The 12,110-nt window shown below is 41.7% G+C and carries 12 protein-coding genes; 11 read left to right on the top strand and 1 reads right to left on the bottom strand.

Annotation, left to right across the window (positions count from 1 at the left end; all coding sequences use genetic code 11):
• Positions 1–71: 71 nt before the first annotated feature.
• The gene (gene yyaC / locus V7137_RS02005; protein ID WP_335696520.1) at positions 72–692 is read right to left on the bottom strand and encodes a spore protease YyaC; all 621 of its coding nucleotides are present in this window, start codon (positions 690–692) and stop codon (positions 72–74) included.
• Between the two features lie 159 nt (positions 693–851).
• Between yyaC and V7137_RS02000 the strand changes: the two genes are divergently transcribed.
• The 11 genes from V7137_RS02000 (at position 852) to dnaB (ending at position 11,996) form a co-directional block, all read left to right on the top strand.
• Positions 852–1,718 carry a mechanosensitive ion channel family protein gene (locus V7137_RS02000; protein ID WP_335696519.1) on the top strand — a complete coding sequence of 289 codons (867 nt, stop codon included), beginning with the start codon at positions 852–854 and terminating at the stop codon, positions 1,716–1,718.
• A gap of 14 nt (positions 1,719–1,732) precedes the next feature.
• Positions 1,733–1,930 (top strand): DUF951 domain-containing protein, encoded by a 198-nt coding sequence (locus V7137_RS01995; protein WP_026568062.1) that lies wholly within the window; start codon positions 1,733–1,735, stop codon positions 1,928–1,930.
• Between the two features lie 243 nt (positions 1,931–2,173).
• Entirely contained in the window at positions 2,174–4,171 is a 1,998-nt protein-coding gene (locus V7137_RS01990; RefSeq protein WP_335696518.1) for a molybdopterin-dependent oxidoreductase, read from the top strand.
• A 129-nt stretch (positions 4,172–4,300) separates the two neighbouring features.
• Complete coding sequence (ychF, locus tag V7137_RS01985; RefSeq protein ID WP_218346886.1) at positions 4,301–5,401, top strand: redox-regulated ATPase YchF; 1,101 nt, start codon at positions 4,301–4,303, stop codon at positions 5,399–5,401.
• A gap of 343 nt (positions 5,402–5,744) precedes the next feature.
• Entirely contained in the window at positions 5,745–6,032 is a 288-nt protein-coding gene (gene rpsF, locus V7137_RS01980) for a 30S ribosomal protein S6 (RefSeq protein WP_218346887.1), read from the top strand.
• A gap of 72 nt (positions 6,033–6,104) precedes the next feature.
• A complete protein-coding gene (gene ssb, locus V7137_RS01975) occupies positions 6,105–6,626 on the top strand; it encodes a single-stranded DNA-binding protein (RefSeq protein ID WP_335696517.1) in 522 nt (173 codons plus the stop codon).
• Positions 6,627–6,676: 50 nt separating this feature from the next.
• A complete protein-coding gene (gene rpsR / locus V7137_RS01970) occupies positions 6,677–6,916 on the top strand; it encodes a 30S ribosomal protein S18 (protein WP_218346889.1) in 240 nt (79 codons plus the stop codon).
• Positions 6,917–7,040: 124 nt separating this feature from the next.
• Entirely contained in the window at positions 7,041–7,985 is a 945-nt protein-coding gene (locus V7137_RS01965) for a YybS family protein (RefSeq protein WP_335696516.1), read from the top strand.
• A 24-nt stretch (positions 7,986–8,009) separates the two neighbouring features.
• Complete coding sequence (locus V7137_RS01960; RefSeq protein ID WP_335696515.1) at positions 8,010–9,983, top strand: DHH family phosphoesterase; 1,974 nt, start codon at positions 8,010–8,012, stop codon at positions 9,981–9,983.
• A complete protein-coding gene (rplI, locus tag V7137_RS01955; protein WP_218346892.1) occupies positions 9,980–10,429 on the top strand; it encodes a 50S ribosomal protein L9 in 450 nt (149 codons plus the stop codon). Before V7137_RS01960 ends, rplI begins: the two co-directional genes overlap by 4 nt.
• Before the next feature lie 211 nt (positions 10,430–10,640).
• The gene (gene dnaB, locus V7137_RS01950; protein WP_335696514.1) at positions 10,641–11,996 is read left to right on the top strand and encodes a replicative DNA helicase; all 1,356 of its coding nucleotides are present in this window, start codon (positions 10,641–10,643) and stop codon (positions 11,994–11,996) included.
• Positions 11,997–12,110 lie beyond the last annotated feature (114 nt).

The following is a 12,110-nucleotide window of genomic DNA, read 5'->3' as shown; positions in this document are numbered from 1 at the left end:
ACAATCAATGCGAAAATAGCCTTCAATAAAGCTAGCAAAAAAGAGCATCCGGTCTCATCCCGTTTGCTCTTTTAATTTGTCTTTTCTTCTTCCAGCCAATTTAAATTTAATTCTGTCCAATTTTGCTTAGGATAGAGCAGGCTTGCCTGGTAGATTCCATTGGCAATGGTTTTGGCCATTCTCATCACAAGATTTAAGCGGGTGTTTTGTAAAACAAAAAACTCCATAAACCCGCTGACATTGACGATGCCAGTGATATGTATATCTCCGACCGCTGGCAGCTCCTTGTTTACGCCTGCCCCGGGCTTAACAGGACCATTCCCAACTTGAATGACTCCGACATTTTTAACCCTTCCCAAGCAGGCATCGATGCCAATGATATAGGGGTCATCATGTTTTGCTTGGATTTCCTTTAATTTAACTGCAAGATTAACCGCATGAATCGGTTCATCTAGTGTCCCGTAGACATAGAACGACCGCAGGCCCTTTTCTTCCAGCAGTGTCCCGACGAGCGGCCCTAATGAATCTCCTGTGGAGCGATCGGTACCAATACACACAAAGACAATCGGGCGGCTTGTTACCTGAGGAATACTAGCCAGTAACTCTTCAGCAAGATGTTCAGCTGCATGTAATTCATCATGGCTGATCCGTGTCTTAGCCCTCCTGTCAAAAAAACTGCTCTTCAGATTCATTAAGTCACTCCCTAACACTAATAGTCTTATTAGTATACGGAAAATTCAGTAAATCTATACATGAAGCGGGTAAAAAAGGAAAATTCATTATGCTATTCACTGCGTAGAATAATTGCTAAAATAGAAATGGCAAAAAGGTTTTAGAGGATGGTGTCTGGAATGACTCTTACACAAAAGGGAATGCAAAAATTACTTGATAAATTTCAAAATGAAGATACGTGGTTGAATTTGGGCGAAGCCCTCTTAAAAATTATTGCGATCTTAATCATTACCAATATCCTGATCCGAATTGGGAAATTGATGATCCATAACATTTTTAAAATTCGAAACCTCTCTCCGCTTAGTACGTCAGAACGGCGAGAAGAAACACTTTCGAAGCTACTTGATAATATCCTTTCATATGTGGTGTATTTTATTGCCTTTATGATGATTCTTTCTGTATTAGGAATTGATGTAAAAGCTCTAATCGCCGGAGCAGGGGTTGTTGGTTTAGCCGTTGGTTTTGGAGCGCAAAGTTTAGTGAAAGATGTAATTAGTGGCTTTTTTATCATTTTTGAAGATCAATTTTCCGTTGGGGACCATGTTCGCATAGGACAATTTGAAGGGAATGTCGAAGCAATAGGGTTAAGAACGACAAAAATTAAAAGCTGGACCGGGGAACTGCATATTTTACCAAATGGCAGTATCATCGAGATCACTAACTTCTCCATTAATAATAGTATCGCTGTTGTCGATATTGCCATCGCCTATGGTGAAGACATTGCGAAGGCTGAAAAGGTAATTGAGGATGCGATTCAGTTTATGCCAGCTCAGTACGAAGAGTTAGTGAAGCCACCTGAGTTATTAGGGATTCAAACCATGGGCGCGACAGAGATCGTTCTACGGGTTGTCGCAGAAACACATCCTATGAAGCAGGCGGGCGTTTCGCGGATGATTCGCAGAGATATTAAGCTTCAGTTAGACGAAAATGGCATTAAGGCTCCTGATCCAAAAGTGGTCATGTACGGCTCTAGTCAACCTAAATAAGGGGAGGATTTTGCATGGAAGAAAAGGAATTTGCTTTAAATGATGTGGTTGAGATGAAGAAGCAGCATCCATGCGGAACGAATCGCTGGAAAGTCATCCGCATGGGGATGGACGTTCGCATCAAGTGTGAAGGCTGCGGCCACAGTGTCCTCATTCCAAGGAGAGAATTTTCAAGGAAAATGAAGAAAATTTTGGTGAAGCATGAGGAATAACCTTATGCTTTTTTTAAAGGCTCTTTTTGTAAACCTTTATTGCGTTTAATACTAAACTAAAAACGAATTTAGCTATTAAATACAATGGAATTTTACAAAAAGATGCCACGATATTTAGATACGTACGGGTTGGGACATTAATACGAAAAACACAATCCGTTCGAAAACAGACCTTTTTAAAGGCAAACTATATTATTCTTAGTAGAAAAGTAGAATTAGAGTTTTACGCTAGGGGTGGGAATTTTGGCACTAAAACAAATACGTCAAGCAGCATGTCCGTTAAATTGTTGGGATAGCTGCGGGTTTCATGTAACTGTCGAAAATGATCGTGTCACAAAAGTGGAAGGAGATCCCTCCCATCCAATCACAAAAGGGAAAATTTGTGGGCGGGGACGGATGCTTGAGACAAGAACAAACTCGACGCAGCGTTTGTTGCATCCTTTAAAAAAAATCAACGGCCAATTCGAGCAAATATCCTGGGAACAGGCATTGAATGAGATTGCCGATAAGCTCAAAACGATAAAAGAAACATACGGATCGACAGCTGTTTTACACAGCCATGACTATGCAAATAATGGGTTATTAAAAAACCTCGACCAGCGTTTTTTCAATTGTTATGGCGGGGTTACGGAACTTTATGGTTCGCTATGCTGGGGTGCTGGGATTGAAGCACAAAAGTGGGATTTTGGAGATGCTTATAGCCATGCACCTAATGATCTTTATAACAGCAAAAACATTATTATTTGGGGACGAAATGTTGCCCGCACCAACATGCACTTTTATGAAAAACTGTTAGAGGCAAAAAAACGCGGCGCGAAATTGTTCGTAATTGATCCAATCTTTAATGCCACAGCAAAAATTGCCGATGAATATATATCGATAAAACCTGGAATGGATGGATTATTAGCAGCGGGAATAATCAAAGAGCTGCTGCACTTAGGGTTAGAAGACCGAGTGTTTATTGAGCAATTTACCGTGGGCTTTGCGGATGTCGTCGAACTACTTACCAGCATTTCTTTACAAGAAATAGCTGAGATGACGGAAGTCCCTTGTGAAGTGATCACCCATTTAGCGCAAATGTATGCGGACAAACCAACATCAACGTTTATGGGGCTGGGCTTACAACGGTATAAAAATGGCGGCAATACGATTCGCCTGATCAATGCCCTTGTCGCATGCAGCGGTAATATTGGCATCGCGGGCGGCGGCGCCAATTATGCCAACCTTCAAGTGGGACAAAGCTTTGTGTTTGACGAGTTAATCCTGCCACAGCGCCGGCAGAAACAGCGCCAGTTTTCCATTATGAAACAGGCTGAAGAAGTGTTAACCGCTAAAAATCCAGAAATTCAAATGATCGTCGTGACGTGTGGAAATCCAGTAACACAGGTGCCTGACACTCAAGTGGTTGAAAAGGCCTTCTCTTCTGTAGGGACACTCGTGGTCATTGATCAATTCATGACCGACACTGCGTTGCTTGCTGATTATGTTCTGCCGACAACTACTGCCTTTGAGGAAGAGGATATTTATTACTCTTCGATGTATCACCATTATGTGAATTATGGTCCGAAGCTTGTCTCAGCACCTGGTGAAGCAAAGCCTGATTTATGGATCTGGACGGAATTAGCACAACGGCTTGGTTTTGGTGACGATTTTGATTTTACAAGAAAGCAATTCCTGCAAATGGCCTTTCAAGCATTGGAAAAAAAGGGTGTCTCCCTGGAAACGTTAATGGAAAAGCACACTCTTGAATTGCCAGTCGAAGCCATTCCTTGGGAGGATCGGAAGTTTACAACCACTAGCGGTAAGTATGAATTTACAGCAAGGTTTGGTCAGGAACCGTTAACCTTAGAAGTACCAGAGGAGTCGAAATGGGCCAATCCACAGCTGGCTGAAAAATATCCGTACAGTCTGCTGACGATTCATCCGATGCGTTCCAATCACTCGCAGAACTATCATCTGTTAGGTGGGAATGTGAAACTTAAGGTTGAAACGGCCCAAAATATTGCGGACCAGCTCGGTTTAGAAAAAGGGGATTATGTCAGAGTCTGGAATGGCCGCGGCGAAGTAAAAGGCTATCTTTCCATCCTGCCATCCTCCCATCCGAACACGATTAATATCGATGAAGGAATTTGGAAGCAATTTGGCGGGTCTGTCAATAACCTAACGTCAAGCAGTGTATCCGATAATGGTTTAGGCAGCACATTATATGATTGTCTAGTCAATATCGAAAAAATAAACTAACTGCCGCTATGAAGCGGCAGTTGTCTTTTTTTTTATTAATGCCTATAATTGTGAAAGACTTGTCTTTTTATATATCCGAAACTATTTCTTAGTTCAAAATAGATCATAATTTCTTGAGGAGTGAAATAAATGGCATTAACAGCTGGTATCGTAGGATTGCCGAACGTTGGTAAGTCTACTTTATTTAACGCAATTACCCAGGCAGGGGCCGAATCAGCCAATTACCCTTTCTGTACGATTGACCCAAATGTCGGCATCGTTGAAGTACCTGACCACCGTCTCCAAAAATTAACCGAACTTGTCCAACCAAAAAAGACAGTTCCAACTGCTTTTGAATTTACCGATATTGCTGGGATTGTTAAAGGCGCAAGTAAAGGTGAAGGCCTAGGAAACAAGTTCCTTTCACACATCCGTCAAGTGGACGCTATTTGCCAAGTAGTCCGCTGTTTTGCAGACGATAATATTACGCATGTATCGGGTAAAGTGGATCCGATTGATGATATTGAAGTCATCAACCTAGAGCTAATCCTTGCCGACATGGAATCAGTCGAAAAGCGGATTAGCCGTGTCGAAAAATTGGCCAAGCAAAAAGATAAAGAAGCTGCGGCAGAATTCGAAGTCCTCTCTATGCTGCGTGATGCCTTTGAAGCAGAAAAACCTGCTCGTACGGTTGATTTTACAGAAGAGCAAATGAAACTTGTCAAAGGACTGCATCTTTTAACCATTAAGCCTGTCCTTTATGTGGCCAATGTGAGTGAAGACGATATTGCCGATCCATCTGACAATGAATACGTTCAAAAGGTTCGCGAATTTGCTGCTGCCGATAACGCAGAAGTAATCGTAATTTGTGCGAAAATTGAAGAGGAAATTGCTGAACTCGAAGGCGAAGAAAAGCAAATGTTCTTGTCGGAGTTAGGGATTGAAGAATCAGGTCTTGATCAATTAATCCGTGCTGCCTATCATTTACTTGGATTAGCGACTTACTTTACCGCAGGTGTTCAAGAGGTTCGGGCTTGGACATTCAGAAAAGGAATGAAAGCTCCGCAATGTGCCGGGGTTATTCACTCTGATTTCGAACGAGGCTTTATCCGTGCCGAGACAGTTTCCTATGATGATCTATTAGCTGCCGGCAGTCATACAGCCGCTAAAGAAGCTGGCAAAGTCCGCCTAGAAGGAAAAGAATACGAAGTCAAAGACGGCGATGTCATCCATTTCCGTTTTAACGTCTAAAATAGCGAGCTCTGCACATATTGCAGAGCTTTTTTAATTTAGGGCACTGTACAGGGTGAATAATGACTTGATTTTTGCAAAATTTGCGACACTCCTGCGGGAACGTGAGCCAGGTGAGACCCCGCAGGGAGGCACGACCGAGGAGGCTCACGGGCGAGCCCGCGGAAAGGGAGTAAATTTTGCAAAAATCGCCACTATCTAATAGCAGAACCTAATATAAAAATCTCAATCCTGTGAATGAGATTGCATTTGTTAAATAACTATGCTATAATTTCAACTTGTGAGTAATGAATAATTGCTCCTTGCCCAAACGGGCCGTTTAGACCAAAAGGAGGTGACTGTGATGAATAAGTACGAAATCATGTACATCATCCGCCCAAATATTGAAGATGAAGCTAAAAAGGCTCTTGTTGAGCGTTTTAATTCTATTCTTCTTGAAAATGGAGCGGAAACTGCGGAAACAAAGGATTGGGGTAAGCGTCGTTTAGCTTACGAAATCAATGACTTCCGTGACGGTTATTACGAAATCGTAAAAACTACTTCTTCAGCTGCTGCAGTTCAAGAATTTTCTCGTCTTGCAAAAATCAGCGAAGATATCATTCGCCACTTAGTAATTAGAGAAGACGCTTAATATATATTAGAAATTTCTTGGTAAAAACGTTTCACGTGGAACATTTTTCCAAACAAAAAGGAGTTGATTCTGATGATGAATCGTGTCGTACTTGTTGGCCGATTAACAAAAGATCCTGATTTGCGTTATACACCAAACGGGGTCCCTGTTGCTACCTTTACTTTAGCAGTTAACAGACCATTTTCTAGTCAGTCAGGTGAACGTGAAGCAGACTTTATTAACTGTGTTGTTTGGCGTAAACCTGCTGAAAATGTGGCGAACTTCTTGAAAAAAGGCAGCCTTGCAGGTGTTGATGGCCGCATTCAAACCCGCAACTATGAAGGACAAGATGGTAAACGTGTCTATGTTACCGAAGTCCAAGCAGAGAGTGTTCAGTTCTTAGAACCTAGAAACGCATCTGGTGGTGGCGGTGGTAGAAACGATAATGATTACTTCGGTGCTCCACCTAGGGAACCACAAAGTGCTCCTTATGGCGGCGGCAATCAGAATCAACGTCCAAACCAAAACGCAAATAAAGGTTTTACAAGAATGGACGAGGATCCGTTTGCTGGCAATGGTCAAATTGACATTTCCGATGACGACCTTCCATTCTAAACAACCTTAAATGAACGATAATTTGAATAAGAAAAAAGGAGGGAATTTTCATGGCAGGAGGACGTAAAGGCGGTCGCGCGAAACGCCGTAAAGTATGTTACTTCACTTCAAATGCAATCACAAAGATTGACTATAAAGATGTGGATTTACTTAAAAAGTTTATCTCTGAGCGTGGAAAGATTTTACCACGTCGTGTAACTGGTACTAGCGCTAAATACCAACGTAAATTAACAGTTGCAATCAAACGTTCACGTCAAATGGCATTACTTCCATTTGTTGCAGGTGAATAATAAATAGATGTAAAAGGCAGTAAGGGTGCTCCCTGCTGCCTTTTTCTTATACTCATGAACTTGTGTAGAACCGATTATCTCGATTAAAATAAAGAATAACTTAGTAATAAATAGGGGTGAAGTAGTGAAAGATGTACGCAAGCTGACAGAGGGTGCTGTTTCTTTGGCCGCCTTTGCTGCGCTATTATTATTAACGATTTATGTCCCCATCCTTGGGTCATTTCTAAATCTGGTCCTGCCGTTGCCATTTATTTTGTTTTCCTTTAAAAACAATCTGAAATTGATTGCCGCATACTTTTTAGCCGCCATATTTATTTCGTTTATTGCAGGCTCATTAATGGGTGTCGGACTCATGCTTGTTTACGGTTCCGTCGGTGTGGTTATTGGTTATCTGCTCCAAAAAGGCAAAAGCCGTACTTTCATTTTAATTGCTAGTTCACTTACTTTTATGGTAGGACTAGTTATTACGTATGCAGTCATGGTAGCTTTTTTGAAGATGGATATTATCCATGAATTAACGGTGGCATTAAATGAATCAGTTAAAAATTCAGAGGACATCCTTAAAACAATGGGCAAGGGAGACCAAATTAGTCAATTGAAGGAACAGAATGCCAATGTGCTCAAGATGATAAAGACGTTGGCGCCAAGTATTCTGATACTGGTATCCATACTTTCTGCTTTTGTTACGCAATTGCTTTGTTTTCCTATTGCCAAACGATTTGGTGTAAAAGTACAGCCATGGGGTAGTCTAAAGAATCTTTCCCTGCCGAGAAGTCTTTTATGGTACTATTTAATTGCAATAGGTGCCAATATCCTCATCCACCCGGATGAAGGAACCTACTTATATACTGTGTTAATCAATGCGAGATACATATTAGAAATGTTTTTGGTTTTGCAGGGCCTTTCCTTTTTATTTTATTTTTTCCACCAAAGGTCTGTTGCAAAGGGGTTTCGTGTGCTTGTGGTAATTCTTGCTTTCATGGTACCAATTTTTCATTATATAATAATGATAATAGGGATTACTGATATTGGGTTTGATTTTAGAAAGCGGTTCGAAAAGCAAGAGTAGACTTCCGTTTAGGAGCTGAAAATTTTGCCTGCATTTTTAGAAAAGCGGTCCATTCGTTACCCTTTTTATGGGTTAATTGCTGTCACAGTGGTACTGCTCATTGTCCTGTATCTATATAATAGGATATTAAGTGTAGCAGGGCTGTTCTTAATGTTTTTCCCAATTTACTATATGTTTGTGGTCGATCGCCGCCAAAGAAAAGAAATGGAAGAGTATATCTCGACTCTTTCCTACCGAGTTAAACGAGTAGGCGAAGAAGCGCTGATGGAAATGCCAATCGGGATTATGCTCATAAATGATGAGTATTATATTGAATGGACAAATCCATTTCTTGCCTCTTGTTTTGATCAGGATACCTTGGTGGGAAGATCACTTTATGATGTCGCAGATACCCTGATTCCGTTAATTAAACAAGAAGTTGAAACAGAGATTATTACCCTTCATCAACGAAAGTTCCGCGTGATCCATAAACGTGAGGAACGTCTTTTATACTTTTTCGATGTAACCGAACAAAAAGAGATTGAGAAAATGTATCAGAATGACCGGACTGTTATATCGATTATCTTTTTAGATAATTATGATGACCTTACCCAGGGAATGGATGACCAAATGCGTGGCAGCATCAATAATTTGGTGACGTCTATCCTAAATAAATGGGCACAGGATAATGGTATTTTTTTAAAAAGAATTTCCTCCGAACGATTTATGGCTGTGTTCAGTGAAGGCATTCTTCAAAAGTTGGAAAAAGGTAAATTTACGATTCTTGATGAAGTAAGAGAAATGACTTCCAAGCATAATGTGTCGTTTACCTTAAGTATTGGTGTCGGAACAGGAGTGACTTCCCTGCCAGAATTGGGGGTTTTAGCCCAATCAAGCTTGGACTTAGCCTTAGGCAGAGGCGGCGACCAAGTGGCAATAAAATTGCCAAGTGGCAAGGTGAAGTTCTATGGCGGCAAAACGAATCCAATCGAAAAGCGCACGAGAGTTAGAGCACGAGTGATTTCACATGCACTAAGGGATTTAATCATAGCAAGTGATAAAGTGATCATCATGGGACATAAAAATCCGGACATGGATTCCATTGGTGCTAGCATTGGAATTTATAAAGTCGCGCAAATGAATCAGAAGGATGCCTATATTGTTGTCAACTTGCAGGAAATCGACAATGCGGTCCGGCGGCTAATGACGGAAATTCGCCAGCAAGAGCAATTGTCTTCCCGTTTTATTGGACCAGAAGAGGCGCTTGAAATCGCTACGGATAAAACCTTGCTCGTTGTGGTTGATACGCATAAACCATCCCTTGTCATCGAAGAACGGCTTCTTAATAAAATTGACAATAAGGTTGTCATTGATCATCATCGCCGCGGTGAAGATTTTATTGCCAATCCTCTCCTTGTTTACATGGAGCCTTATGCGTCGTCGACCTCAGAACTGGTGACTGAGTTTCTTGAATATCAGCCAAAACGAGGTAAAATTGAAATGATTGAAGCGACCGCCCTCTTAGCGGGAATCATCGTTGATACCAAGAGCTTTACACTAAGAACAGGCTCAAGGACGTTTGATGCCGCCTCCTATCTAAGAGCACATGGAGCAGATACCATCCTCGTTCAAAAGTTTTTGAAGGAAGATGTGGATACATATATTAAGAGGTCCAAGTTAATTGAGTCTGTTACCTTTTATCGCGATGGGATTGCTATTGCAAAAGGGTCGGAAAATGATTTTAATGATCAAGTAATTATTGCCCAAGCAGCTGATACCTTGTTAACGATGGACAGTGTGATGGCTTCCTTTGTAATCTCAGCGCGCAGCGAAGGGGTCATTGGCATCAGTGCAAGGTCGCTCGGAAACATCAATGTCCAAGTCATCATGGAGGCCTTAAAAGGCGGAGGGCACCTGACGAACGCCGCCACACAGCTAACTGGTTTATCGATCGCAGAAACGGAAAGTAAATTAAAGCTAGCAATTGATGAATATTTTGAAGGAGTGAAAAAGGAATGAAAGTAATTTTCTTAAAAGATGTGAAAGGTAAAGGGAAAAAGGGTGAAGTTAAGAATGTAGCTGACGGTTATGCCCATAATTTTTTACTTAAACAAGGTTTAGCGAAGGAAGCGAATAACGCTAATATCAGTACACTCGATGCCCAAAAGAAGAAGGAAGAAAAGGCAGCTGCGGAAGAATTAGCTGAAGCAAAAAAATTAAAAGAAGTATTGGATCAAATCACGGTTCAACTATCCGCTAAAGCTGGTGAAGGCGGCCGCTTATTTGGTTCCATTACGACAAAGCAAATTGCGGAAGAATTACAAAAGAAGCACGGCATCAAAATCGATAAACGTAAGATGGAATTAGCAGATGCAATTCGCACGCTTGGTCACACAAAAGTCCCAGTTAAACTTCATCACGATGTGGTTGCGACGTTAACGGTTTCTGTTGCTGAAGTAAAATAAAAAGGTTTGTGATGGTAAGTACTTCTGTTCAAGAAGTAAAATAAAAATTTGCCAGTGCGAAATGGTTCTGGAACATGATAGAATATAAAAAGTAATCAACGCCATGTGATCGGTCTTAAGCTGGTCACTTTTTTCTTTTGGAATTCATGATATGATAGTTTAGAACTTTGATAATAGATCATCCTCTTCATGATAGGAGGTTTTTTGATAGATGAATGACTTATTTGCAGATCGCATGCCACCGCAAAATATTGAGGCTGAGCAGGCTGTTTTAGGGGCTATTTTCTTAGAGCCTTCTTCCCTAGTATTAGCTTCAGAGATTTTAATCCCTGAGGATTTTTATCGTGCCGCCCACCAAAAAATATTTAACGTCATGCTTACTCTCAATGACCATGGGAAAGCAGTTGACCTCGTTACGGTAACAGAAGAACTATCAGCAGCCAAATTGATCGAAGATACCGGCGGTGTTAGTTACTTAGGGGAATTAGCTGCTTCTGTTCCGACGGCTGCCAATATTGAGTATTATGCGAGAATAGTAGAAGAAAAGTCTTTACTTAGAAGATTAATACGCACCGCGACAAGCATTGCTTCCGATGGCTATTCCCGTGAAGATGAAGTAGAGGCTCTGTTAAGTGAAGCCGAGAAAAATATAATGGCGGTGGCCCAGCGCAAGAATGCTGGTGCCTTCCATAATATCAAAGACGTGCTTGTTCGTACGTATGACAATATTGAGGAAATGCATAACCGTGTCGGTGACATTACCGGGATTTCAACTGGATTTGCTGAACTAGACCGAATGACAGCGGGATTCCAGCGCAACGATTTAATCATTGTGGGTGCCCGTCCTTCCGTGGGTAAAACCGCGTTCGCCTTAAATATCGCTGCCAATGTAGCTACAAAAACGGGTGAAAATGTAGCGATTTTCAGTCTCGAGATGGGTGCCGAACAGCTGGTCATGCGTATGCTTTGTTCGGAAGGAAACATCGATGCCCAGCGGCTTCGTACTGGGAGCCTTACCGACGAAGACTGGGGCAAACTGACCATGGCGATGGGCAGTCTCTCCAGTTCCGGGATATTTATCGACGATACTCCGGGGGTGCGCATCAGTGATATCCGCTCCAAATGCCGTCGCTTGCAGCAAGAGCATGGTTTAGGAATGATCCTCATTGATTACTTGCAGCTAATCTTAGGAAGCGGCCGTTCCGGCGAGAACCGTCAACAGGAAGTTTCAGAAATCTCACGTTCCCTAAAGCAATTAGCCCGTGAGCTGAAAGTCCCTGTTATTGCCCTTTCCCAGCTTTCCCGTGGAGTGGAACAACGTCAAGACAAGCGACCAATGATGTCTGATATCCGTGAATCAGGAAGTATCGAGCAGGATGCCGATATCGTTGCCTTCTTGTACCGTGATGACTACTACGACAAGGAATCCGAGAATAAGAATATTATCGAAATCATCATCGCCAAGCAGCGTAATGGTCCAACAGGAACGGTTTCGTTAGCCTTTGTAAAAGAATACAATAAATTCGTCAACCTCGAGACACGGTATAACGATCCTCCTGGGGCGTAGATTTTAAAGGCCAGCCAAATTTTATTTGGCTGGCCTTTTTTTAGTTTGTTTGAGAACTAATGAAGCGGTTGATGATACCCATAGAGGGGTCAACTGTAACCATAGGAGTCGAAT

It is taken from the genome of Neobacillus drentensis, from assembly GCF_036962765.1.
In the GTDB taxonomy this organism is placed as follows: Bacteria; Bacillota; Bacilli; order Bacillales; family Cytobacillaceae; genus Neobacillus; species Neobacillus drentensis_C.
The sequence above is the reverse complement of the archived record's forward strand: the minus strand, read 5'-3'. Positions and strand labels throughout refer to the sequence as shown.

Excerpts from the sequence above, each read along its gene's own strand:
- dnaB (WP_335696514.1), top strand. The coding sequence starts at position 10,641 with ATGAATGACTTATTTGCAGATCGCATGCCACCGCAAAATATTGAGGCT.
- V7137_RS02000 (WP_335696519.1), top strand. The coding sequence starts at position 852 with ATGACTCTTACACAAAAGGGAATGCAAAAATTACTTGATAAATTTCAA.
- rpsR (WP_218346889.1), top strand. The coding sequence starts at position 6,677 with ATGGCAGGAGGACGTAAAGGCGGTCGCGCGAAACGCCGTAAAGTATGT.
- V7137_RS01995 (WP_026568062.1), top strand. The coding sequence starts at position 1,733 with ATGGAAGAAAAGGAATTTGCTTTAAATGATGTGGTTGAGATGAAGAAG.
- rpsF (WP_218346887.1), top strand. The coding sequence starts at position 5,745 with ATGAATAAGTACGAAATCATGTACATCATCCGCCCAAATATTGAAGAT.
- yyaC (WP_335696520.1), bottom strand. The coding sequence starts at position 692 with ATGAATCTGAAGAGCAGTTTTTTTGACAGGAGGGCTAAGACACGGATC.
- rplI (WP_218346892.1), top strand. The coding sequence starts at position 9,980 with ATGAAAGTAATTTTCTTAAAAGATGTGAAAGGTAAAGGGAAAAAGGGT.
- ssb (WP_335696517.1), top strand. The coding sequence starts at position 6,105 with ATGATGAATCGTGTCGTACTTGTTGGCCGATTAACAAAAGATCCTGAT.
- ychF (WP_218346886.1), top strand. The coding sequence starts at position 4,301 with ATGGCATTAACAGCTGGTATCGTAGGATTGCCGAACGTTGGTAAGTCT.